Raw genomic sequence first — 23,144 nt, 5'->3', positions numbered from 1 at the left:
GGCGCTGCTCAGACGGTGTGGATGTGCGCGCGCACCGCCGCGGCCAGCTCGGGGGTCACCTCGTCGATGCCGTGCGCGGTGGCGCCGTGCGGCACCGCCTGGGCGAAGATGCCGTCCTCGTCAGCGGCGGTGAACGCTGCGTCGCAGCCGGGGATCACGTCGCCGCAGGTGAAGCGCTTCATGGGGGTTCTCCTCGGGGAGGGGTGCCGGCGTCCGGTCGGCCGCCGGGGTCTGGGGATCAGCGAGCGCTGCGGGCGGCCGTCGCGAGGTCCTCGATCCGCAGCAGCCCCAGCACGTAGCCGGCCGGGTCGGTGCAGACGACGGGATCGAAACGGTGGGCGGGCGGCCGGGTGAGCGCCCGCTGGAGGGCCTCGCCGACATCGGTGGACGGGTGCACCCGCAGCGACACCGGCGCGGTGTGGATCTCCCCGGTCCGGGGATCGGCGAGCAGCAGCGCCGCCGGCTCGCCCTGCGGCCCGACCAGGACGGCCGGGGGGACGCCGGGGGCCTCCTCGCCCAGCACGCACTGCCGGACCGGCCGCAGCAGGCTGGCCACGCTCTCGGTCAGCCGGGCACGGGCGATCTGGGCGCGGACCAGGCGGGCGACCTCGGGGTCCAGCGGCCGGAACTCCGGCGTCGGCCGGCCCAGCAGCCAGCCCTGGGCCAGCGGGGCGCCGAGACGGGCGAAGGCGGCCAGCTCGCCGGGGGTCTCGATGCCCTCGGCGAGCAGCCAGGCGTCGATCCGGCCGGCGAACTCGCCGATCATCTCGGCCAGCGCCATGCGCACGGGGTCGCCGTCGACGTCGGCGACCAGCGCCCGGTCGAGCTTGACCAGCTGCGGCCGGACGGCGGCCAGCTGCTGCAGCCCGGAGTAGCCGCTGCCGGCGTCGTCGAGGGCGATCAGCGCGCCACGTGCCCGCAGGGCGTCGGTCTGCCGGCGCAGGACGGCCAGGTCGTCGACGGGGGTGTGCTCGGTGAGCTCGACGACGACGCGGCGCAGATCGTCCCGGCTGGCCAGCGCCTCCTGGACGACGACGGCGCCCAGCAGGTGCGGGCTGACGTTGACGGTCAGGAAGGTGTTGGGCGGCAGGCTGTCGACGGCGGCCAGCGCCTTGTGGATGGCCAGCGCCTCCAGTTCGGCGGCGACGCCGGCCTCGGCGGCCGCGGCGAACCAGACGTCCGGCCCGGCCGCGCCGGGGAACCGGGCGAGCGCCTCGTAGCCGGCGATCGTGGCGGCGGCGAGGTCGACGATGGGCTGGAAGACCAGCGTGAGGTCGTCGGAGTCGGCGAGCAGCGGCCGGCAATCCGGGAGGCGGACCGTGCGCGTGCCGAACATGGGATGGGCATCGGCCGGTGCGCGCCGTTCCTTGACCGGGCGTGCGGGGGCTCACCCCGCAGGGGGACGCGCCCGGACCCGCGCCGCCGGCATGCCGGTCCCGGTCGGCTCCGCGCTCGTGCCAGCATGTGCTGTCAGGAGCACCCGGCCGGGTGCGGCGAGACCGGGCGGAGGGCTGTGTGGCCGGCGCTCCCTCCACCGTCTCCCCGGGCCTGCCGGGGGGCGATCAGCTGACCGATCCGCTGCGGGTCGCCGCGGCCCGGCGGCTGCTGCTGGAGGTGCCCGGGCCGGCCGCCTTCGACCGGCTCTCCGCGCTCGCTGCGCGGCTGCTGGGCGTCGGTCACGTGAAGGTCACCCTGTTCACCGACCACGACGTCGTCGTCGGCGGTCACGGGCTGCCGGCCGGCGTGGTGGGCGGGCCGGCCCTGCTGACCGGCGCCCTCTCGGCGATCACCGTGCGGCAGGGTTCGTCGCTGCGCATCTGCTCGGCAGCCGAGGACGAGCGGGTCGCCGACCTGCCGGCCGTGACCTCCGGGCAGGTGCGGTCCTACCTCGGGGCGCCGTTGCAGGCCGCCTCCGGCCAGGTGGTCGGCGCCCTGGCGGTCTACGACACCGGTCCCCGCGAGTGGTCCGACGACGCCGAGCAGCTCCTGGAGCAGCTCGCGGCCTCCGTCGTCGCCGAGCTCGAGCTCTCCGCCGCGCAGTCCGCCGTCGGCACCTCCCGCGCATGGCTGGAGGTGGCCCTGGAGGCCAGCTCGGTCGGCATCTGGGAGCGCGACCTGCGCACCGGGACCATCCACTGGGACGAGCGGTGCGCGGCCCTGTTCGGCGTGGACTCCGCGGTCGATCACGAGTCGCTGGACCGGGTGCTGACCCAGCACGTGCACCCGGAGGACCACGCCGCCGTGGACGAGGCGATGCGGGTCGCGATCGAGGAGCGGGGCCACTACACCGTCGAGTTCCGGGTGCGCCGCGAGGACGGCGTCGCCCGCTGGGTGCTCGCCCGCGGCCGCGTGGTGGCCGACGCCTCCGGTGCACCGGCGCGCGTGCTCGGCACCGTCCTCGACGTCACCGAGGCACGGGGCCAGGCCCAGCGCCGGCTCACCGCGGTGGAGCGGGCCGCTGCCATCGCAGAGGTCGCCGCGGAGCTCGCCAACGCCGCCCGCCTCGAGGACCTCGCCGACGTCGTGCTGCGCGGCGCCCACGTGCTGGGGGCCCAGACGGGTGCGCTGGCGATCTTCGACGCACCGGGCGGTCCGCTGCGCCTGCACATGGCCGGGAACCTGGCGGCCACCGTCCGTGAGCACCACCCTGGGATCGGTGTGGCCGACGGTGTCGTCCTGCCGATGGACGACGCGCTGCCGGCCCAGTACGCCGCCCGGCGCGGCCGCCGCCTGATGCTCAGCGATCCCGCCGAGACGATCGCCCGGTTCCCCGCGATGGCGCCGGTCGTCGACCTGGTCGGGCTGCGGGCCGTGGCGGCGATGCCGCTGCGGGTGGAGGGCCGGGTCCTCGGCACGTTCCTCGCGGTCTGGACCGTCGACCACGAGTTCCTCGGTGACGACGTCGAGGTGCTCGAGGCCCTGGCCGCGCAGATCGCGCTGAGCGTCTCGCGGCTGCAGGCCGACGCCGAGCGTGCCGCCGCGGTGGCGGCCATGGCCCAGGCCAACGAGCGGCTCCGGCTGCTCGCCGAGGCAGGCCGGGTGCTGTCGGGAACGCTGGACATCAACCAGCAGATCGGGCAGCTGGCCGCACTCGTCGTTCCGGAGCTCGCCGACTGGTGCTGGATCGTGGTCACCGACGAGCAGGGCCGGCTGCACGACGTCGCCAGCGGTCATCGTGACCGCGCGCGGCGGCCGGAGGTCGAGGACTTCGTCCGCGCGATGGTCGCCACGATGAGCGAGGAGTCCGCCGCGCGGCAGGTCACCGCCTCCGGCCGCCCGGTGGTGCTGCCGGTCATCGAGTGGGAGCACGTGGTCCGGGCGCTGCCCGACCCGGCCGCTCGTGAGCGGTTCGCCCGGCTGGGGGCGGGCTCCGGGGTGGTGGTCCCGCTGGTGGCCCGCGGCCAGGTGCTCGGGGCGCTGGGCCTGATCACCCGGGAGGAGCGCGGCCCGCTGGGCGACGGCGAGGTGGACACCGCCGTGGAGATCGGCCGGCGGGCCGGCCTCGCCCTGCACCAGGCCCGGCTCTACGGGCAGCAGCGCGAGCTGGCCGACGCACTGCAGCGCAGCATGCTCACCGAGCCGCCGCAGCCCGAGCACTGCGAGATCGTCGTCCGGTACGTCCCGGCGGCCGAGGGCGCCGAGATCGGCGGCGACTGGTACGACGCCTTCCTGCAGCGGGGTGGGACCACGGTGCTGGCCATCGGCGACGTCGTCGGGCACGACACCCGCGCGGCCGCGGCGATGGGCCAGGTGCGCGGCCTGCTGCGCGGGATCAGCTACTCCAGCGGCGGCTCGCCTGCGGAGGTGCTCAGCGAGCTCGATCGCGCCGTCCAGGGGCTGGCGCTGGACACGATGGCCACCGCGCTGGTCGCCCACCTCGAGCCCGAGCCCGGCGACGAGGCCGGCCGCCTGCGGCTGCGCTGGGCCAACGCGGGCCATCCGCCGCCGGCGCTGCTGGCCTCGGACGGAACGGTGGTCCTGCTCGACGGCAAGCAGGCCGATCTGCTGCTCGGGGTGGCGCCGGAGACCGACCGCGAGGACCACGCGGCCGTCCTCGCGCCCGGAGCCACGGTGCTGCTCTACACCGACGGGCTGGTCGAGCGGCGCGACCGGGACATCGACGCCGGCACCCAGCAGCTGCTCGAGGTGCTCGGCGAGTGCGCGGGGCTGCCGCTGGGCGAGCTGTGCGACCGGGTGCTCGAGCGGATGTTCCTGCCCGACGCGGAGGACGACGTCGCCGTCCTCGCCGTCCGCCTGCGCCCGGAGGAATGACGCCGGGCGGACGAGTCGCCCCCGCGACCACCTCCCGTGCCAGCGGCGCTCCCGCCCGCCGGAGGACCGATCTCTCCGCACCGGCCGGACTCGGCCCGCGGGAGCGGCCGGAGTCCGACTGCGCGCGGCAGATCCGTGCCACCGGCCGGCAGGTGGTTCCCGGCACCGTCTGACTCTGAGTGCGTGGGCATTCAGAGTCGGACTGTCCGTGGAACACCTCTGCGTCACTGGCCGGGCGGCACGTCCAGGTCGGTCGCGGTGGCTCCGGGACCTCCCACCCACCCGACCGCACCCTGCTCCCGGCGCAGCTCGGCGTCGCGGGCGGCCATGGCCTCCTGCCGGCCGGGCTCCTCCTCGAGGATCGCCGCGGCCTTCCATCCCGCCGGGATGGCGAAGGCGTCGACCAGCGTGGTCATGTGCGGGCGCAGCTGCTTGAGAAGGGCGTTCACGGTGGCGGTCAGCGTCTTGGCGCGTGCGGGGGTGAGCTGCCCGTGCTCGAGGAACCAGGCCTTGTCGGCCTCGATGGTGGACAGCGCGTAGAGGTCGCAGACGGCGTCCAGCAGCGTCCTCGCGGCCGGGTCGGTGGTGCGGTCGACGCCGTCGACGAACGCCTCGAGGACGATCCGGTCGATGTGCGTCTGCGCCGTCTTGAGCACGTGGTCCTGGACGTCGTTGAACATGTCGAAGGGGGCCATGGGACGGGTGGGATGTGACTCCGTGGTCGAGTTCCTCCGCAGCCGCCGGATCGCCCCCTCCAGCGTGTGCTTCTCTCGGAACTCGAGCATCTTCAGCTGCCAGCCGCGGTCGAGCATCGGCGCGTCCTCCAGCCCGGGCACGGCGTCGACGAGGCGGGCGATCAGCGCGCGGGCCGCCGTCCGCTCCAGGACCGTCTCGCGCACCATGTCGGCGACGAAGCCGATCCGGCCCCAGCCGTCGAGCGAGCCGAAGGTGTCGCGGTAGCCGGTGAGCAGCCCCTTCGCCACCAGCTGGAGCAGGACGGTGTTGTCGCCCTCGAAGGTGGTGAAGACGTCGGTGTCGGCCTTGAGGTGCGGCAGCCGGTTCTCCTGCAGGTAGCCGGCCCCGCCGCAGGCCTCGCGGCACATCTGGATGGTCTGCGTCGCATGCCACGTCTGGGCGACCTTCAGCCCGGCGGCGCGGGACTCGAGCTCCCGCTGGGCCTGCTCGTCGATCTCCTGGCCGTGCTCGTGGACCGCCGTCTGGACGTCGTGCATCGTGCTGACCAGCTCACCCTGCGCGAAGTTCAGCGCGTAGGTCTTCGCCAGCGCGGGGAGGAGCTTGCGCTGGTGCACGAGGTAGTCGTTGATGACGATCTCGCGGTCCTCGCCCGGGGCCGCGAACTGGCGGCGGGCGTTGCCGTAGCGCACGGCGATGTCCAGGGCCAGCTTCGTGGCCGACGCGGCCGAGCCCCCGACGCTGACCCGGCCGCGCACGAGCGTGCCCAGCATGGTGAAGAAGCGGCGGGTCTCGTTCTCGATCGACGACGTGTAGGTGCCGTCGGCGGCGACCTGCCCGTAGCGGTCGAGCAGCATGTCGCGCGGCACGCTGACATGGTCGAAGGTCAGCCGGCCGTTGTCGACGCCCAGCAGCCCGGCCTTCGGGCCGTCGTCGCCGATGGTGACGCCGGGCATCGGGTTGCCCTCTTCGTCCCGGATCGGCACCAGCCAGGCGTGCACGCCGTGGTTCTCACCCCGGGCGATCAGCTGGGCGAAGACGACGGCCATGCGCCCGTCCCGGGCCGCGTTGCCGATGTAGTCCTTGCGTGCGGCCTCGTGCGGGGTGTGCAGGTCGAACGTCTGCGTGGCCGGGTCGTAGGTGCAGGTGGTGCGCAGCTGCTGGACGTCGGAGCCGTGCCCGGTCTCGGTCATGGCGAAGCAGCCGGGCAGGTCGAAGCTCATGATCTCGCGCAGGTAGGTCTCGTGGTGCCGGCGCGTGCCCAGCAGCTGGACGGCGCCACCGAACAGCCCCCACTGGACGCCGGCCTTGACCATGAGCGAGAGGTCGGTGAAGGCGAGCATCTCGATGGAGATCACCGAGCCGCCGGAGTCGGCCTCGCCGCCGAACTCCTTGGGGAATCCGAGGATCACCCGGCCGGACTCGGCGAGCGTGCGGGCCATCCGGGTGACCCGCTCGCGGGCCTCGGCCATCGACTCGCCGTAGACCGGGAGCATCTCCGGGTGGTGCAGGTTCTCCCGGGCGTCGCGGCGCACGTGTGCCCAGCGGCCGTCGAGCACCTCCTGGAGGTGGGCCGGGTCGACCGTGGGGTGCAGGGTGCTCGTCACAGGTCCTCCTTGCGGGTTCCGGTGGTCGCGACGCCGGAGAGTCCGGCCCAGGCCAGTTCGGTGAGGTGCGCCGCGAGCTCACGGCGAGCCATGGGGCGGCCGGCGCGCAGCCACCAGTCGGCGGCGGCGCGGACCAGACCGACGACGCCGTGGCCCCAGGGGGCGGCGGCCGCGGGATCACGCCCGGCGCCGGTGAGGGCGGCGGCCAGCAGCGCGGCCGCCTGGTCGCCGACGAGGTCGGCCAGCCCGGTGACCGGGTCGGCGTCGGCCGGCCGGTCACCGCCGGGGGCGGAGACGACGAACCGGTACAGCTCCGGATCGGCCTCGAGGAAGGCGAGGTAGGCCTCGATCGCGGCGCCGAGCATGGCGCGGGGCTCGGCGGTGCTCGCCATCGCCGCGCGCAGCGTGGGCAGCAGCTGCTCGGATACCCGCGCGCAGACGGCGACGTGCAGGTCGGCGCGGTCGGCGAAGTGCCGGTAGACGACGGTCTTGCTGGTGCCGGCCTCGGCCGCGATCTCCTCCATGCCGACGCCCGCGCCGTGCTTGGCCACCGCGGTGAGCGTCGCCTGGACGAGTTGTTCCCGCCGTTCGCGACGGTGCTCGTCCCATCTCGAGTCGCGCCGGTCCCGGCGGTGCGACACCTTCTTCTCCTGCGCGCGGCGCTCAGCCTGCGACGTCTCTCGCACCGCCTCGGCCTTCACGTAACCGACAGTACCTGATACCGTGCGTACCGGCCCGCCCACTCGAATCCCGGAGGTCTCCATGGCGCAGAGCCAGCAGCCCACGACCCGCAAGGCGGCGATCGTCGGCGGGAACCGGATCCCGTTCGCGCGGTCCAACACGGCGTACGCCCAGGCGTCCAACCAGGACATGCTCACCGCGACCCTCGACGGGCTGGTCGCCCGCTTCGGCCTGCAGGGGGAGTCGGTGGGCGAGGTCGTCGCCGGCGCCGTCCTGAAGCACGCCCGCGACTTCAACCTCACCCGCGAGGCGGTGCTCGGCTCGAAGCTGTCGGCCACCACGCCGGCCTACGACGTCCAGCAGGCCTGCGGCACGGGGCTGGAGGCGGCGATCCTCGTCGCCAACAAGATCGCCCTCGGGCAGATCGAGTCGGGCATCGCCGGCGGTGTGGACACCACGTCCGATGCCCCGCTCGCCGTCAGCGACGACCTGCGCCGCGTGCTGATCTCGCTGAACAACGCCAGGACGTGGCAGGACCGGCTCAAGGTCCTCGGCCGGATCCGCCCCGGCATGATCGCGCCGGAGATCCCGCGCAACGCCGAGCCCCGCACCGGCCTGGCGATGGGTGACCACGCGGCGATCACCGCCGAGGAGTGGGAGATCGGCCGGGAGGAGCAGGACGAGCTCGCCGCCCGCTCGCACCAGCTCATGGCCGCCGCCTACGACCGTGGCTTCTTCGACGACCTGGTGACGCCGTTCCTCGGCCTGGCCCGGGACAACAACCTGCGCCCGGATTCGTCGGTGGAGAAACTCGCGAAGCTCAGGCCGGTCTTCGGCACGGGCGAGGGCGCCACGATGACGGCGGGCAACTCGACGCCGCTCACCGACGGCGCGTCGGCGGTCCTGCTGGCGTCGGACGAGTGGGCCGACGCCAAGGGGCTGCCGGTGCTCGCCCACCTGGTCGACGCGCAGACCGCCGCCGTCGACTACGTGCACGGCGGCGAGGGCCTGCTCATGGCGCCGGTGTACGCCGTCCCGGTGCTGCTGGTCCGCAACGGGCTCGCGCTGCAGGACTTCGACTTCTACGAGATCCACGAGGCGTTCGCCTCCACGGTGCTCGCCACGACGAAGGCCTGGGAGGACCCGGGCTACTGCAAGGAGAAGCTCGGCCTCGACGCGCCGCTGGGCTCGATCGACCGCGCGAAGCTCAACGTCAACGGCTCCTCGCTGGCGGCCGGGCACCCGTTCGCCGCGACCGGCGGCCGGATCGTCGCGCAGCTGGCGAAGACGCTGCACGAGGCGGGCCCGGGCAAGCGCGGCCTGATCTCGATCTGCGCGGCCGGCGGCCAGGGCGTCGTCGCCATCCTCGAGTCCTGACCCGCACACCGCCGGTCGTGCTGAGCCGCGGCACCGGATGGGGAGCCGCGCCACGGCGCGGCTCCCCATCCGGCCGGGCGGCTCGACCTCGGCGGCGTGCACCCCGACCACTTTCCTGGAGGTTCTCCCGTGAGCGACTGGTACACCACCTTCGCCAATTCCGGCTTCGGCACCACGATCACCAGGCAGCTGGGACTGCCGCGCCCGGCGGTGCTGCGCCGCTACGAGCCCGGTCAGCCGCTGCTGCCGGGTCCGGCGGTCGTCGGCTCGGCCGGTGAGGGCCGGCTCCGGAACACGGTCACCGCCGTCCTGCGGGACGCCGGGGTGACCGTGCAGTCCCCGGTGACGGCCGACGGCGGCACCGACGGCGAGAAGCTCGCCGCCGTCATCCTCGACGCGACCGGGCTCACCGGCCCGGGCGACCTCGCCGGCGCGCACGGCTTCCTGGCCCCGGCGATCAAGCGACTGCGCCCGTCGGGCCGGGTGCTGATCCTGGCCGAGCCGCCCTCGGACGCCGGCTCCCCGGCGCAGGCCGCGGCCCGGCAGGCGGTGGACGGACTGGTCCGCTCCGTCGCGAAGGAGCTGCTGGACGGGTCGACGGCGAACGCCGTCTACGTCCCCGAAGGGGCCGAGGACTCGCTGGCCGGCCCGCTGCGGTTCTTCCTCTCGGGCCGCTCGGCGTACGTCGACGGGCAGCTGCTCACGCTCTCGCCGGCCGACGTCCCGACCCGTGAGGACGACGAGAAGCCGCTGGCCGGCAAGGTCGCAGTCGTCACCGGTGCCGCTCGCGGGATCGGTGCCTCGATCGCGCAGGTCATGGCGCGGGACGGCGCGCACGTCGTCGCCGTCGACATCCCGGCGGCCGGCGACCTGCTGGCGGAGGTGGCCAACGGCATCGGCGGGACGGCGTTCCAGCTCGACATCACCGCAGACGACGCCCCGCAGCGGCTGGTCGAGCACCTGCGGGAGCGGCGCGCCGCGGACGGACGACAGGGCGTGGACGTCGTCGTGCACAACGCCGGGATCACGCGCGACAAGCTGCTGGTCAACATGGACGCCGTCCGCTGGAACTCGGTGATGGCGGTGAACCTGCAGGCGCAGCTGGACATCACCCAGGCCCTGCTGGACGCCGATGTGCTGGAGGACGACGCCCGCATCGTCTGCGTCTCCTCGCAGTCGGGCATCGCCGGCAACCGGGGGCAGACCAACTACGCGGCGAGCAAGGCCGGCGTCATCGGCATGGTGCGCGCCTGGGCACCGCGGTTCGCCGAGCGCGGCGCCACGATCAACGCCGTCGCGCCGGGGTTCATCGTCACCGAGATGACGGCGAGGATGCCGGTGGGCACCCGCGAGATCGGCTCGCGGATCAACTCGCTGCAGCAGGGCGGGCTGCCGGTCGACGTCGCCGAGACGATCGCCTGGCTGTCGCAGCCGGGCAGCGCCGGGGTCAACGGCCAGACCGTGCGGGTCTGCGGCCAGTCGATGCTGGGGGCCTGAGGTGGCTCCCACGGAGCTGGAGCGGCCGCCGAGCATGGCGGCGTTGTTCGCCCGGGCCGCGCTCACGGCGCGCGGCCGGGGCGGCGACCTGCCCGACACGCACCTGGCCCGCACCGGCGTGACCGTGGACGGCGGGAACCTGGCCGGCTACGCCCGCATCTGCGGGTTCCCCCTCACCGACTCGCTGCCGCCCACCTATCCGCACCTGCTGACCTTCCCCCTGCAGATGGCGCTGATGGGCGACCGCTCGTTCCCGTTGGCCCTGCCCGGCCTGGTGCACGTGCGGAACCGGATCGACGTCGTCCGCCCCATCGGCGCCACCGAGAGCCTCGACCTCGAGGTGTGGGCCGAGCGGTTCGCCACGCACCGCAGCGGGGCGACCGTCGACCTCTGCGCGTCGGTCTCCGCCGGCGGCGCGGAGGTCTGGCGCGCCCGCTCGACGTACCTGGCACGGGGCGCCACGGCGCCCGAGGGCGCGCCGGAGTCCGACGTCACGGTGGCGGTCGGCGACCTGGGGCGGGCGGCGGCCGTCTGGCGGGTCCCCGACGACGCCGGCTGGCGCTACGCCACGGTCTCCGGCGACGTGAACCCGATCCACCTCTCGGGGCTGACGGCGAAGGCGTTCGGCTTCAAACGGGCGATCGCGCACGGCATGTGGGTGAAGGCCCGGGTCCTGGCGGCGCTGGTCAACCGGCTCCCGGAGGCCTTCACCGTCGACGTCGGCTTCCGCAAGCCGCTGTTCCTGCCGTCGACGGTCACCCTCGCCACGGCGCAGGCCGGCGGCGGCTGGGACGTCGCCGTCCGCAACGCCAGGAGCGGCACCGAGCACGTCGTGGGGACGGTCCGCGCCCGAGGACGCGGTTCCCCGAGTTGATCATCGGCGGGTGGTCGTCCGGCACGCCGTCAGTGTCAGCCACCCGCCGATGATCAACAGGGCAGGGGCTCAGCGGTTGCGGCCCAGCTGGTCGTGGCTGGTCACCCAGTCGCCGGCCAGGATCGCCGAGGTGAGCGAGATGTCGCCGGCGAGCACGACGCCGGCGCAGATCTCGGCGAACTTCCGCACCTTGTCCTTGCCGTAGCAGCCGAGCATCTCCAGGCACTCCCGCTGCGTCGGCAGCCCGGTGCCCCCGCCGTAGGTGGCGACGATGAGCGAGGTCAGCGTCGTCGACCAGTAGTAGTCGCCGTTCTCCAGCAGCTGGGTGTAGGTGACGCCGGAGTGCGACTCGGCGACGTTGGCGGCGTCCTGCCCGGTGGCGATGAACATCGCGGTCAGCCCGTTGGCCGCGTGCGCGCCGTTGTAGGCCGCGCCGGACATGAACGCTCCGGCCATGCCGACCTGCCGGTACTCGAACAGCTGCCGGGTGTCGACGCCGGTGACCCGCTTCAGCACCTCGTTCGGGATCGTCACCTCGGCGACGACGCGCTTGCCGCGGGTCATCAGCATGTTGATCTGCGAGTGCTTCTTGTCGGTGTCGATCGCACCGGAGAGCACGTAACGCGGGTGGTCGGGGTGGTCCTCGCGGATCCACTCGCAGGCGGCCAGCGTCGCCTTGCCGGTCATGTTCTGGCCGGCGGCGTCCCCGGTCGTGTAGTTGACCCGCAGGTAGCGCAGCGGGCCGATCTGGTGCTGGCCGATGTAGGTGAGCTTCCCCGAGCGGGTGGTCGACTCCGCCGCCGCCCGGATGCCGTCGAGGTTCTCGTCCACCCAGCGGCCGAACTCCCGGGCCTCCAGCGCGTTGTCGAACATGAAGGCGGGCGCCCGCTGCATGTGGTCGTCGACGACCGTGGTCCGCACGCCGCCGCACTCGCCGATCAGCCGCATGCCGCGGTTGTAGCTGGCCACCAGCGTGCCCTCGGTCGTGGCCAGCGGCACGAGGAAGTCGCCGTGGGCGTGCTCGCCGCGCACCGTCAGCGGCCCGGCCACGCCGATGGGCACCTGGGCGACGCCGGTGAAGTTCTCGACGTTCCCCGGCAGGGCGGCGGGGTCGATGGAGTAGCGGCCGACGTGCTCGAGCCCCGCGCCGGTCTGCTCGGCGACGAAGGCCTGCCGCTTGTGCGCCATCTCGTCCGTGTAGTCGTGCTCCCGGTCGCGGGGGATGCGGGCACGGTGCGAGGAGTGGGCGTCGGTCATGGGGACCTCTCCGGGACGGCGGTGTGGTGGGCTCCAGTGTGAGCTGAGTCACCCGGCGTCGCTCGTTCGCCGACGGATCTCGAACCGGCAACGATCACGCCGGTTCGGGTCGCCAACCTGCGAGGACGGGAGCAAGGTCGGGGTGGACGACCTGCCCCGACCCCGGAGGTTCCCGTGCGCCCGACCCGACTCCTGTCCCTCGCCGCCGTCGGAGCGCTGGGCCTCACCGCGTGCAGCGGAGGTGGGGAGAGCGTCGACACCGGTGGTGGCGGTGGCGGCGGCGACGACGTGCTGGTGGCGGCGGTCAGCGCCCAGCCCGACCAGTTCGACCCGCACGTCACCAGTGCCTATCCCAGTTTCCAGGTGCTCGAGAACGTCTACGACACCCTGGTCGTCCCGAACCCCGACGACCTGACGATGGAGCCGAGCCTGGCCACCGACTGGGAGATCAGCGAGGACGGGCTCACCTGGACGTTCAACCTGCGCGAGGGCGTCACCTTCCACGACGGCACGGAGTTCGACGCCGCCGATGTCGTCTACTCCTTCAACCGGATCATCGACGAGGAGCTGCAGAACGCCTACCGGTTCGAGAACGTCGAGTCGGTCGAGGCGGTCGATCCGCAGACGGTGCAGATCACGCTCTCCCAGCCCACCCCGAACCTGCCTGCGCTGATCGGTGGCTTCAAGGGCACCGCGATCATCCCCGAAGGCGCCGCGGAGGAGTACGACCTCACCACCGAGGCCGTGGGCACCGGGCCGTTCACGCTGGAGAGCTCCGACGCCAGCAGCACCGAGCTGGCCGCCTACGAGGACTACTGGGGTGGTGCGCCGGAGCTCGGCGGCGTCGAGTTCCGCTACATCACCGAGCCGGCCGCGGCGCTCACCGCGCTGGAGAACGGCGAGGTGCAGTGGACCGACAACGTGCCGCCCCAGCAGATCGAAGCCCTGCAGGGCAACGAGGACGTCCAGTTGGAGAGCATCCCGAGCGTCGACTACTGGTACATGTCGATGAACTTCGCCCGCCCGCCGTTCGACAACCCGCTGGTCCGCCAGGCGATCGCGACGGCGATCGACCGGGAGGCGGTCACCGAGGCGGCCCGCTTCGGTGCGGCCCAGGCCAACCAGACGGCCATCCCCGAGGGCAACTTCTTCGCGTCGGACTATGCGCCGTTCGAGGCCGACGCCGAAGCGGCCCGGCAGCTGCTGGAGGAGTCCGGCGTCGAGCTCCCCATCGACATGGGGCTGATGGTCACCGACGAGTTCCCCGAGACGGTGACCGCAGCCCAGGTGATCGCCAGCCAGCTCGAGCCGATCGGGATCGACGTCGACGTCCAGACGGTGGACTTCGCGACCTGGCTGGACCGGCAGGCGCAGGGTGACTTCGACGCCTTCATGCTCGGCTGGCTGGGAAACCTGGATCCGTTCGACTACTACCACTCCCAGCACATCACCGGCGGGGTGAACAACTACCAGGGCTACAGCAACCCGGAGGTCGACCAGCTTCTGCAGGCGGCCTCCAGCGAGACCGACCCCGACACCCGCAAGGACCTCTACGACCAGGCGATCGAGATGATCGTGGACGACGTCTCGTACCTGTACCTCTACAACCCGAACGTCGTGCAGGCCTGGGCGCCCGGGCTCAGCGGCTACACGATCCGGCCGGACCGGGCGATCAACTTCGAGGACGTGGAGCTGCCCTGACCGGTTACCTGGTCCGGCGGGTCGGCCAGTCGCTGGTCGTCCTCGCCGGGGTGAGCGTCATCGTGTTCGGCCTGGTGCACCTCGTACCGGGCGATCCGGTGCGGCTCGCCCTGGGCACGCGGTTCTCCCAGGAGACCTACGACGCCCTCCGCGAGCGGTCGGGGCTCGACCAGCCGCTGGTCGAGCAGTTCTTCACCTGGTTCGGCCGGGCCCTGACCGGAGACCTGGGGGTCAGCTTCCGCAGCGGGGAGACCGTGACCTCGCAGATCGCCGAACGGCTGCCGGCCACCCTGACCCTGGCGTTCGCCTCGATCCTGGTGGCGCTGCTGATCGCGATCCCGCTCGGGACGGTCTCCGCGCTGAGGCCGCGCTCGCTGGTCGACCGGGTGGCCACGGTGATCAGCCAGTTCGGCATCTCGGTGCCCGACTTCTGGATGGGCATCGTGCTCATCCTGGTCTTCGCCGGGACGCTGGGCTGGTTGCCCTCCGGCGGGTACGTGCCGATCAGCGAGGACCCCGGCGCGTGGCTCCAGCGGCTGCTCATGCCGGCGCTGGTCACCGGTGTGGTGTCCGGTTCGGTGATCACCCGGTTCGTGCGCTCCAGCATGCTGGAGGCGCTGGGCTCGGACCACGTCCGGACGGCACAGGCGAAGGGGCTGGGCACCCGGCAGGTGTTCACCTGGCACGTGCTGCGCAACGCGCTGCTGCCGCTGGTCACCGTGACCGGTGTGCAGCTGGCCTACCTGCTGTCCGGCGTCGTCGTCGTGGAGATCGTCTTCTCCTGGCCGGGCCTCGGGCAGCTGGCGCTCCAGGCGGTGGAGGCCCGCGACTACCCGGTCCTGCAGGGGGCGATCCTGCTGTTCGCGGTGGTGTTCCTGGTGATCAATCTGATCGTCGACCTGCTCTACACCGCCATCGACCCGCGGATCAGGCGATGACATCCAGCCGAGTCCTGCTGCCATGAGCATCCAGCCGACACCCGGGCCCCCGCCCTACCAGGAGCCGGACGACGCACGCCGACCGGAGACGCCGGAGGAGCCTCCCGGCGGATCGCCGCAGCGGGAGACGCAGTCCGGGCCGCCGTCGCTGCGCCCGGCCCGCCCCCGGTGGCGGGAGACGCTCAGCCTGCTGGCGCACAACCCGACGGCGGCGATCGCCTCGCTGGTGCTGCTGTTCATCGTGATCGTGGCGGTCTTCGACGACACGTTCGCCTCCGAGGGCGCCAACGACATCTCGGTGGACGAGCGGCTGCAGTCGCCCAGCTGGGCGCACCCCTTCGGCACCGACGACCTCGGCCGCGACATCCTCAGCCGGGTCATCCTCGGCGCCTCGGTGTCGCTCAAGGTCGGCTTCTTCGCCGTCGGCTTCGCGCTGGTCGCCGGCACCTTGATCGGCCTGCTCGCCGGCTACTACGGCAAGTGGGTGGACGACGTCCTCATGCGGTTCATGGACATGCTGTTCGCCTTCCCCGCGGTGCTGCTGGCGATCGCCGTGCTGGCGGTGCGCGGACCGGGGTCGGGCAACACCGCGCTGGCGATCGGCATCGTCTACACGCCGATCTTCGCCCGGGTCACCCGCGCCAGCGTGCTCGGCGTGCGCGAGGAGGTGTACGTGCGGGCGTCCCGGTCGGTGGGGGCCTCGGACTGGCGGCTCCTGACCCGGCACATCCTCCCGAACGCCGCGCCGCCGATCATCGTGCAGACCTCCATCAGCCTGGCCTTCGCGGTGCTCGCCGAGGCGGCGCTGTCGTTCCTCGGCCTCGGCACCCAGCCACCGAACCCGTCGTGGGGGCTGATGCTGGCCGAGGGGCGCGGCTACATCGAGCTGGCCTGGTGGCTGGCCTTCTTCCCCGGGATGGCGATCTTCCTGACCGTGCTCTGCTTCAACCTGCTCGGCGACGGGTTGCGGGACGCGCTGGACCCGCGGCAGCGGACGCTGATGGCCGGGGGCGGGAAGTGACAGCGAGCGGACAGGGGCGTGAGCATCGCAGCGAGGAACGAGCGAGGAGCGGAGCGCCCCGCGGGAGCGAGCCGGTGAATCAGCCGGTGCTGGCGGTCGAGGACCTGCGGGTGCGGCTGCGCACCCCGCGCGGGCCGGCCGACGTCGTCAACGGGCTGAGCTACACCGTGGGCGCGGGGGAGACCGTCGCCGTCGTCGGGGAGTCCGGCAGCGGCAAGAGCGTGTCGGTGCTCGCGCTGCTGGGCCTGCTGCCGGCGCGCGTCGCGACCGTCACCGGGACGGCGCGGCTGCAGGGCGAGGACCTGCTGGCCATGTCGCCCGACCGGCTGCGGGAAGTGCGCGGCCCGGGCGCCGGCATGGTCTTCCAGGACCCGATGACCTCGCTGAACCCGGTGCTCACCATTGGCCGGCAGCTGGTCGAGGGCATCCGCGCGCACGGCGACGTCTCCAAGCCCGCCGCCCGCGCCCGGGCGGCCGACCTGCTGCGCGAGGTGGGGCTGCCCGATCCCGACCGCGCCCTGGACCGCTATCCGCACGAGCTCTCAGGCGGCATGCGCCAGCGGGTCGTCATCGCGATCGCGCTGTCGAACTCGCCGTCGCTGCTCATCGCCGACGAGGCCACCACGGCGCTGGACGTGACGGTGCAGGCGCAGATCATCGACCTGGTCGAGAAGCTTCAGGACGAGCACGGCACCGGCGTCATCTGGATCACCCACGACCTCGGGGTGGTCGCCGGGATCGCCGACCGGGTGCTGGTCATGTACGGCGGCCGGTGCGTGGAGGACGGCACCGTCGACGACGTCCTGGAGCGGCCGGCGCACCCGTACACCCGCGGCCTGCTCGGCTCGTTGCCCGACCTCGCCGCGCCGGTGGGGCCCGACGGCGAGGTGCCCGAGCTCACCGCGGTGCCCGGGCTGCCGCCGCCGCCCACCGACCTGCCGCCGGGGTGCGTGTTCTGGCCGCGCTGCCCGGTGCGCTCGGACCCGCGCTGCGAGGACGAGCAGCCGCCGCTGGCGATCGTCTCCCGGGCCGCGGCTGGCGCCGGTGCGACCGCGTCCGGCACGACCGTGTCTGGCGCGACCCCGTCCGGCGCGCACGAGGGCGACCGCGCCCACCTGCCGCACCGGGCGGCGACCTGGTGCGCCGAGGGGACCTCCGGTACCGGGAGCCCGGCCGTGGCGGGGACCTCCGGTACGGGAAGTCCCTCGGGAGGCGCGCGATGACCGACGACGTCCTGGTCTCCGCGCGTGGGCTCGAGGTGCACTTCCCCGTCGGTGGCGGAGGGCTGCGCGGCAGGGCCGGCGGCCTGCTGCGGGCGGTCGACGGCGTGGACCTCGACATCCTGCGCGGGGAGACCCTCGGCCTGGTGGGGGAATCCGGCTGCGGGAAGTCCACGCTGGGCAACGCGCTGCTGCGGCTGGTCCCGCCCACCGGCGGCACGGTGACCTTCGACGGCACCGACGTCACCTCGCTGGACCGCCGTGGCCTCAAGGAGATGCGCCGCCGGGCCGGGATGGTGTTCCAGGACCCGTTCGCCTCGCTCGACCCGCGGCGCACCGTGGCGCAGACGGTCAGCGAGCCCCTGGAGGTGCACGGGCTGCGGTCGGGCAAGCGGGAGCGGGCGGGCCGGGTGGGCGAGCTGCTGGAGCTGGTGGGGCTGGACCCCGCGGTGGCCGGCCGCTATCCGCACGAGTTCTCCGGCGGGCAGCGGCAGCGGGTCGGCCTCGCCCGTGCGCTCGCGGGGGAGCCGGACCTCCTGGTCTGCGACGAGGCGATCGCCTCTCTCGACGTCAGCGTCCAGGCCCAGGTGCTCAACCTCTTGCGCCGGCTGCAGCGGCAGCTCGGGCTCACGCTGCTGTTCATCTCGCACGACCTGTCCGCCGTCCGGCACATCTCCGACCGGATCGCGGTCATGTACCTGGGCCGGGTGGTGGAGATCGGGCCCGCCGCGGCCGTGGGGAGCGATCCGCAGATGCCCTACACGCAGGCGCTGCTCTCGGCGGTGCCTGTGCCGCACCCGGCACAGGAGCGGGCCCGCCGGCGGATCGTGCTCACCGGCGACGTTCCCTCGCCGTCGGCGGTGCCCAGCGGCTGCCGGTTCCGCACCCGCTGCCCGTACGTGTTCGAGCCGTGCGACGACGTCGACCCGGCGCTCCAGCCGGCCGGGGCGCCCGGCCAGCTGGCGGCGTGCCACCTGCACGGCGTCGTCGGCACCCCGGTGACGAAGACCCCGGAGGGCGTCACCGCCGAGCCTTCCTCCCGTTGATCATCGGCAGATGGCTGGTCGCCACGCCGGCGGCGGCTGCCACCTGCCGATGATCAACCCAGGGTCGGGGCGGCTCAGACCGCGTCGCCCACCAGCCGGGGGCGGGCGGCGGCCAACCCGACGGCGAGCTGCGCGGTGACGACTCCCAGCAGCAGCACGAGACCGGCCGCCCAGCCGCCGGTGGCCTCGTGCAGCAGGCCGAGGGCGAGCGGTCCGCTCGCGGCCAGCAGGTACCCCAGGCTCTGCGCGGACGCCGACAGCCGGCCGGTCTGGCCGACGTCCCGGGTGCGCTGCAGGATCAGCGCCATGGCCAGCGGGAACGCCGTGCCGGTGCCGATCCCGTAGAGCAGCGCCCACAGCAGCGGAGCGACCGCGGGGGCGAGGAGCAGCCCGAGCAGTCCGGCGAGGACCGGCAGGCAGCCGGCGAGCACCCAGCCGCCCTGGCCGGGCCGGCGGGCGGCGAGCGGCGGGACCAGGAGGGACGCCGGGAGGCCCAGCGCGACCGCCAGCGCCAGGATGCCGCCCGCGGCGACGGGGGAGATCCCGGCCTCGGCCTCCAGGATGTCGGCCAGCCAGGTCAGCATCGAGTAGAAGGTCAGCGACTGGAACCCGAAGAACAGGGTGACGGCGAGCGCCACGCGGTCGCGCAGCACGGCCGTGCGGGCACCCTGCGGTGCGGCCGCCGGCCGCGGTACGTCGCGCCGCGCGCGGGTGAGCGCCGCCATGGCGACGAGCGCCGCGAGCACCAGCGCGCCCCAGAGCGCCAGGCCGGTGAGCGCGCTGCCGGCGGCATCGGCCAGCGGCTGGGCGAGGCCGGCACCGATGCTGGCCGAGGCCGCCATCGAGGCGACGATCATGCCGAGGACGAGCGCGCTCCGGTTGCCGTACTCCGCGCGGGCGGCCGCGGGCAGGAGCACGTTGCCGACGGCGATGCCGCCGGTGAGCACCACGGTGCCGACGTAGAGCCCGGGAGCGCCGGCCAGGCGCAGGGCCACGCCGACGGCGATGGCGATGACGCCGAGGAGCACCGCACGGTGCAGACCGAAGCGGGTCGCCAGCGCCGGCGCGAACGGGGAGACCAGCCCGAAGCACACCAGCGGCAGGGCGGTGACGACGGCGAGCGCGCCGGTGGAGAGCGACAGCTCCTCGCCGAGCTCCCCGAGCAGCGGGCCGACGGCGGCGAACGGGGCGCGCAGGCACAGCGCCACGAGCACGAGTGCGACGGCCGGGAGCGCCAGTACCCACCCTGAGCGACGGGTGCCCGGAACCTGGTGCGCCTCGGTGCCCGGTGCCATGGCTCCATGCTGGCCCTCCGCCTCCCGCTCGCCGGCATCGGGTGCGGCGACGTCCGGGACGACGCCCCTCGCGCCCGGCGCCCGGCGACGCACTAGCCTCGACGACGCCAGGAGGGCTCGCCTAGTGGCCGATGGCGGCGGTCTTGAAAACCGCTATGGGGTCAAACCCATCGTGGGTTCGAATCCCACGCCCTCCGCGTCGACCGATCCCTGCGCCACGTAACCGCCGCCGCCATCGTCGTCGTCAGGGTCGCCGCATCCGGCGAGCAGCCAGCTCAGCACCGCCAACAGGCCGACCAGCGTGGCGCGGAGACGGGCGGGACGGCGTCCGGTGGTGCCGGGGGTCGACGGTTGCAGTGTCATGAGTTCCTCATTCCTCGAGGTTCCGTCAGGCCGGCGGACGCTGGCGGCTCCACCGCGAGTGTGGTGGATGGCGTCGCCCCCGGCAGGGTGAGCGAGCCGGTCGACGCGATGGTCCGCAGGTGCGTGCCCAGGAGACGTACCCGGGGCCGGTCGGGCATAGGAAGCTATGCATACGGATCCTGCTCCGAAACCGCATGCATAGCTTCCTATGCCTGGAGGGCACTCCTGGGCCCGTGGCGCCTCGGCGGAGGGCAGCCCCGCGACATGCCGGGCGGGCGTGCCGCCCCGGCGTGACCGGCACGCGGGAACCCCGTTTCCGCAGGTGGGCGCGGTGCATGTCGACAAGGCGGCGCGCCGGAGTGCGGGTCACCGCCCGCCCGCCGGGCCTGGGACAACGATCCGGTGACGGGCGGTCAGCGGCGGGTCCGGAACTGCCGAGGAGGAGTCCGGAGGCCCCTAGCGTCTGCCCTGTCCGCGGCACTTCCCAGCCGCGGCAGTACGTGCTGAGGAGTGGCCCCGTGGTCGTGGGTTCGATGCTGGTGTGGCCGGTCGTGACGCTGGTGGGCTTCCTCTCGTGCATCGCCGTGGTGGTCGCGCTCGGGGCCACGTCGACGGCTCGGTACGAGTTCGCCCGCAACGCCGCGCAGCAGCCGCGGCCGGTGGTCGCCCCGCGGGCGGACAACCACCCCGCGGGCCGCCGCGCCGCCACCCGGCCCGGTGCCGCCGCCGCCGACGGGCAGGGGCAGGGGCAGGCGATCGCGGTCGCCGTCCGTCCCGCTCCCGCGCCGCAGGCCCCGACCGGCCCGGCCTGGTGGCTCGTCGACGACGCGGCGCAGGTGCTGGCCGGACCGTTCGACGACCAGGTCGACGCGGAGTGGGCCGCCCTCGCCGGCGAGCTGGCAGCCATCGCCGTCCACGGCGTCCGGCGCGCTGATGCGACGATCGCGCCCCGGCCCTCCCCGGTGGACCGGTCCTGGCTGGCCGAGCTCGGCGATCAGCTGGACCGGCTGCCCGAGGACTGGGACGCGCTGCTCAGCGACACCGACCCGCTGACCACCCTGGTGGTCGAGGTGGCCGCGGCGCTGGTCGAGGCGGGGCTGCCGCTGCACGACGCAGCCGGCGGGCGCCCGGCCGGCGGGGTGTGCCTGGTGCCCGACGTCGCATCCGGGGGCGTCCTGGTCGGCTGGCGCACGCACGACCGGATGAGCGTGCAGGGTGTGCGGGGCACGGCGGCCGACGCCGCGGTGCAGCAGCTGATGAACGACGCGGTCGCCTGCACGCTGGCCCAGCTGGGCTTCGTCGTCCAGACGTTCGGGGAGGTGGGCTGTTCCCTGGTGACGGCGCTGCGCTGAGTTCCGCACGGATCTCCGCCGGACTGGCCGACAGCACCTGCAGCTACCGGCCGCTCGTGCCGACGGGCGGGCCGGGTCGAGGCCGCGGTCGGCTGACCGCAGGCCTCCGGGTCAGCGCAGGGATCGCGCGGCCGCGGCGAGGGTGGTCACGCCCAGCCGCCCGTCGGCGAGACCGAGCGCGACGACGTCGTCGAACACCCGCTGCTCGGCCGCGGCGGCGCGGAAGACGGCGTCCATGAGCACCGGCCAGCGACTGAGCCGCGAGGCGACGGACGAGTGCCCGAGGTGCCGGCCCAGACGGTGGCCCAGCGCCCGCCGGTAGCCTGCGCCGGCGTCCGCGCCGGAGGCGGCCGCCGCTCCGGCCAGGGCGCCGGAGAGGACGGCGTAGAAGATGCCCTCGCCGGTGAGCGGGTTGATCAGCGCGGCGGCGTCGCCGGCGAGCAGCACCCGCCCGTCGGGCTGGCGCGGCCGGCCGGTGCTCAGCGGCAGCCGGTGGGCCTTCAGCCCGTCGGGCTCGACCCCGGGCAGCAGGCGGTGCAGGCCGTCGACGAGGCCGGCCCGGGTGGCGCCGCCGGAGACCAGCTCGCCGTACCCCACGTTGGCCCGTCCGTCGCCGAGGGGGAAGGACCAGGCGTAGGCCGGCCAGCGCTGCTCGGTGGTGGTGATGACCTGGACGCCGCGCTGCCCGGGCGGCTCCGGTGCGTAGCCGCGCAGGGCGATCGCCAGCTGGGAGGGGAGGTTGGGCCGGACGCCGACGGCGCGACGGACCACCGATTCGGCGCCGTCGGCCCCGATGAGGACGTCGGCAGTGAGCGCCCGGTCCAGCTGCACGTGCCCGTCCCGCACCTGCACGTCGCGCACCTGCCACCGGCGCAGCACCGCGCCGGCCTCCTGGGCCGCCGCGATGAGCCGGGCGTCGAGGACCGCGCGGGGGACCACGTACGAGGGGCGGGCGGTGGCGCGCTCCACCGTCGTCCCGCCGGGCGAGCGCAGCCGCAGCCGGGGCACGGCCGGGTAGCCCTCGGTGACCGCCGCCGGGGGGATGCCCAGCCCGGCGAGGACGTCGAGGGCCTCGGCGGCGATGCCGTCGCCGCACACCTTGTCCCGGGGGAAGTCGGCCCGGTCCAGGACCAGGACGCGCGCGGAGGGACGGCTGCGGCGGGCCGCCAGCGCGGCGGCGGCACCGGCCGGGCCTCCGCCGACGACCACCACGTCCCAGTGCTCCACGGACCCGACGCTAGGCAGCGCCGTCCCCGGGCGCGCGCCGGAGCCCCTCCGCGGCCGGTCCTGCGCCGGGCCTTCCGCACCGGATGTCCGGCCGCGGGGGGACTTCCCGTACCGGACGTCCCCCCTGCCGGTCAGGGGGCGGGGGGTGCGGTCCACTTCCGCGGCGGGTGCTCGTAGGTCTCGACGAACCGCAGCAGCGCCCCGGCGTCGCCGACCGCGCCGAGGGCATCCAGCCGCCGGGCGTCGAGGTAGCCGTCGTCGACCATCCGCCGCAGCTGGGCCAGCAGCGGCTGCCAGAAGCCGTCGACGTCGAGCAGTGCCGCGGGCTTGGCGTGCAACCCGAGCATTCCCCAGGTCCAGGCCTCGAACAGCTCCTCGAGGGTGCCGGCGGCGCCGGGCAGGGCGACGAAGGCGTCGGCCAGCTCGGCCATCCGGGCCTTGCGCTCGTGCATCGAGCCGACGACGTCCAGGCGCGGCAGCCCCCGGTGGGCCACCTCGTCGTCGACGAGATGCTGCGGCATGACGCCGATGACCTCGCCGCCTGCGGCCAGCGCGGCGTCGGCGACGGTGCCCATCATCCCGACGTGCCCGCCGCCGTAGACGATGCCGACGCCGGCCTCCGCCAGCGCGGTGGCGAAGGCCGTGGCCGCCGCGGTGTGCGACGCGGGGCCGGCGTGGGACCCGGTGAAGACGGCGATCCGCACCAGAGGAGGCTATGCCGGG

At 74.1% G+C, this 23,144-nt stretch carries 18 protein-coding genes and 1 tRNA gene; 11 read left to right on the top strand and 8 right to left on the bottom strand.

The genetic code is table 11. The annotated features are described in order from the left end of the window. Positions 1-8 precede the first annotated feature (8 nt). Both QOZ86_RS11750 and QOZ86_RS11745 read right to left on the bottom strand, forming a co-directional pair. On the bottom strand, positions 9-182 hold the full coding sequence (locus tag QOZ86_RS11750) for a DUF1059 domain-containing protein (RefSeq protein ID WP_284492146.1): 174 nt from the start codon (positions 180-182) through the stop codon (positions 9-11). Between the two features lie 56 nt (positions 183-238). After that, a complete protein-coding gene (locus QOZ86_RS11745; protein ID WP_284492145.1) occupies positions 239-1,336 on the bottom strand; it encodes an EAL domain-containing protein in 1,098 nt (365 codons plus the stop codon). 179 nt (positions 1,337-1,515) lie between these two features. Here QOZ86_RS11745 and QOZ86_RS11740 point away from each other — a divergent pair, with 179 nt between their 5' ends. Beyond that, positions 1,516-4,272 carry a SpoIIE family protein phosphatase gene (locus QOZ86_RS11740; protein ID WP_284492144.1) on the top strand — a complete coding sequence of 919 codons (2,757 nt, stop codon included), beginning with the start codon at positions 1,516-1,518 and terminating at the stop codon, positions 4,270-4,272. A gap of 224 nt (positions 4,273-4,496) precedes the next feature. On the opposite strand, the gene QOZ86_RS11735 is transcribed toward QOZ86_RS11740, so the two are convergent. Together QOZ86_RS11735 and QOZ86_RS11730 are read right to left on the bottom strand one after the other, a co-directional pair. Then, the gene (locus tag QOZ86_RS11735) at positions 4,497-6,572 is read right to left on the bottom strand and encodes an acyl-CoA dehydrogenase family protein (RefSeq protein ID WP_284492143.1); all 2,076 of its coding nucleotides are present in this window, start codon (positions 6,570-6,572) and stop codon (positions 4,497-4,499) included. Beyond that, positions 6,569-7,273, bottom strand: coding sequence for a TetR family transcriptional regulator (locus tag QOZ86_RS11730; RefSeq protein WP_284492142.1), 705 nt, complete (start codon positions 7,271-7,273; stop codon positions 6,569-6,571). The genes QOZ86_RS11735 and QOZ86_RS11730 overlap by 4 nt, the downstream gene beginning before the upstream one ends. Positions 7,274-7,334: 61 nt before the next feature. On the opposite strand from QOZ86_RS11730, the gene QOZ86_RS11725 reads away from it, so the two are divergent. From QOZ86_RS11725 to QOZ86_RS11715, 3 genes are all read left to right on the top strand, one after another. Further along, entirely contained in the window at positions 7,335-8,630 is a 1,296-nt protein-coding gene (locus tag QOZ86_RS11725; protein WP_284492141.1) for an acetyl-CoA C-acetyltransferase, read from the top strand. A 129-nt stretch (positions 8,631-8,759) separates the two neighbouring features. After that, on the top strand, positions 8,760-10,127 hold the full coding sequence (locus QOZ86_RS11720; RefSeq protein ID WP_284492140.1) for a 3-oxoacyl-ACP reductase: 1,368 nt from the start codon (positions 8,760-8,762) through the stop codon (positions 10,125-10,127). 1 nt (position 10,128) lies between these two features. Next, entirely contained in the window at positions 10,129-11,001 is an 873-nt protein-coding gene (locus QOZ86_RS11715; RefSeq protein WP_284492139.1) for a MaoC family dehydratase, read from the top strand. Between the two features lie 69 nt (positions 11,002-11,070). Here the strand turns inward: QOZ86_RS11715 and QOZ86_RS11710 are convergent, their stop codons facing one another. Beyond that, on the bottom strand, positions 11,071-12,258 hold the full coding sequence (locus tag QOZ86_RS11710) for a hydroxymethylglutaryl-CoA reductase (RefSeq protein ID WP_284492138.1): 1,188 nt from the start codon (positions 12,256-12,258) through the stop codon (positions 11,071-11,073). A gap of 174 nt (positions 12,259-12,432) precedes the next feature. Here QOZ86_RS11710 and QOZ86_RS11705 point away from each other — a divergent pair, with 174 nt between their 5' ends. From QOZ86_RS11705 to QOZ86_RS11685, 5 genes are all read left to right on the top strand, one after another. Beyond that, the gene (locus QOZ86_RS11705; protein ID WP_284492137.1) at positions 12,433-13,959 is read left to right on the top strand and encodes an ABC transporter substrate-binding protein; all 1,527 of its coding nucleotides are present in this window, start codon (positions 12,433-12,435) and stop codon (positions 13,957-13,959) included. Continuing rightward, on the top strand, positions 13,956-14,897 hold the full coding sequence (locus QOZ86_RS11700; protein ID WP_284492164.1) for an ABC transporter permease: 942 nt from the start codon (positions 13,956-13,958) through the stop codon (positions 14,895-14,897). Before QOZ86_RS11705 ends, QOZ86_RS11700 begins: the two co-directional genes overlap by 4 nt. Positions 14,898-14,919: 22 nt before the next feature. Beyond that, entirely contained in the window at positions 14,920-15,918 is a 999-nt protein-coding gene (locus tag QOZ86_RS11695; RefSeq protein ID WP_284492136.1) for an ABC transporter permease, read from the top strand. A gap of 74 nt (positions 15,919-15,992) precedes the next feature. Next, positions 15,993-17,141 carry an ABC transporter ATP-binding protein gene (locus tag QOZ86_RS11690; RefSeq protein WP_284492135.1) on the top strand — a complete coding sequence of 383 codons (1,149 nt, stop codon included), beginning with the start codon at positions 15,993-15,995 and terminating at the stop codon, positions 17,139-17,141. After that, entirely contained in the window at positions 17,138-18,184 is a 1,047-nt protein-coding gene (locus tag QOZ86_RS11685) for an ABC transporter ATP-binding protein (RefSeq protein ID WP_284492134.1), read from the top strand. Before QOZ86_RS11690 ends, QOZ86_RS11685 begins: the two co-directional genes overlap by 4 nt. 74 nt (positions 18,185-18,258) lie before the next feature. On the opposite strand, the gene QOZ86_RS11680 is transcribed toward QOZ86_RS11685, so the two are convergent. Further along, the gene (locus QOZ86_RS11680) at positions 18,259-19,479 is read right to left on the bottom strand and encodes an MFS transporter (protein WP_284492133.1); all 1,221 of its coding nucleotides are present in this window, start codon (positions 19,477-19,479) and stop codon (positions 18,259-18,261) included. A 110-nt stretch (positions 19,480-19,589) separates the two neighbouring features. Between QOZ86_RS11680 and QOZ86_RS11675 the strand changes: the two genes are divergently transcribed. Continuing rightward, positions 19,590-19,676 (top strand) — tRNA-Ser (locus QOZ86_RS11675). Positions 19,677-20,360: 684 nt separating this feature from the next. Further along, positions 20,361-21,194, top strand: a complete 834-nt coding sequence (locus QOZ86_RS11670; RefSeq protein WP_284492132.1) for a hypothetical protein — start codon at positions 20,361-20,363, stop codon at positions 21,192-21,194. 111 nt (positions 21,195-21,305) lie between these two features. Here the strand turns inward: QOZ86_RS11670 and QOZ86_RS11665 are convergent, their stop codons facing one another. Continuing rightward, the gene (locus QOZ86_RS11665; RefSeq protein ID WP_284492131.1) at positions 21,306-22,421 is read right to left on the bottom strand and encodes an NAD(P)/FAD-dependent oxidoreductase; all 1,116 of its coding nucleotides are present in this window, start codon (positions 22,419-22,421) and stop codon (positions 21,306-21,308) included. A gap of 131 nt (positions 22,422-22,552) precedes the next feature. Beyond that, positions 22,553-23,125, bottom strand: coding sequence for an LOG family protein (locus QOZ86_RS11660; protein WP_284492130.1), 573 nt, complete (start codon positions 23,123-23,125; stop codon positions 22,553-22,555). Positions 23,126-23,144 lie beyond the last annotated feature (19 nt).

Source organism: Blastococcus capsensis, assembly GCF_030165005.1.
Taxonomy (GTDB): Bacteria; Actinomycetota; Actinomycetes; order Mycobacteriales; family Geodermatophilaceae; genus Blastococcus; species Blastococcus capsensis.
Note: the sequence above shows the minus strand (reverse complement) of the source record. Positions and strands in the feature narration are given on the sequence as shown.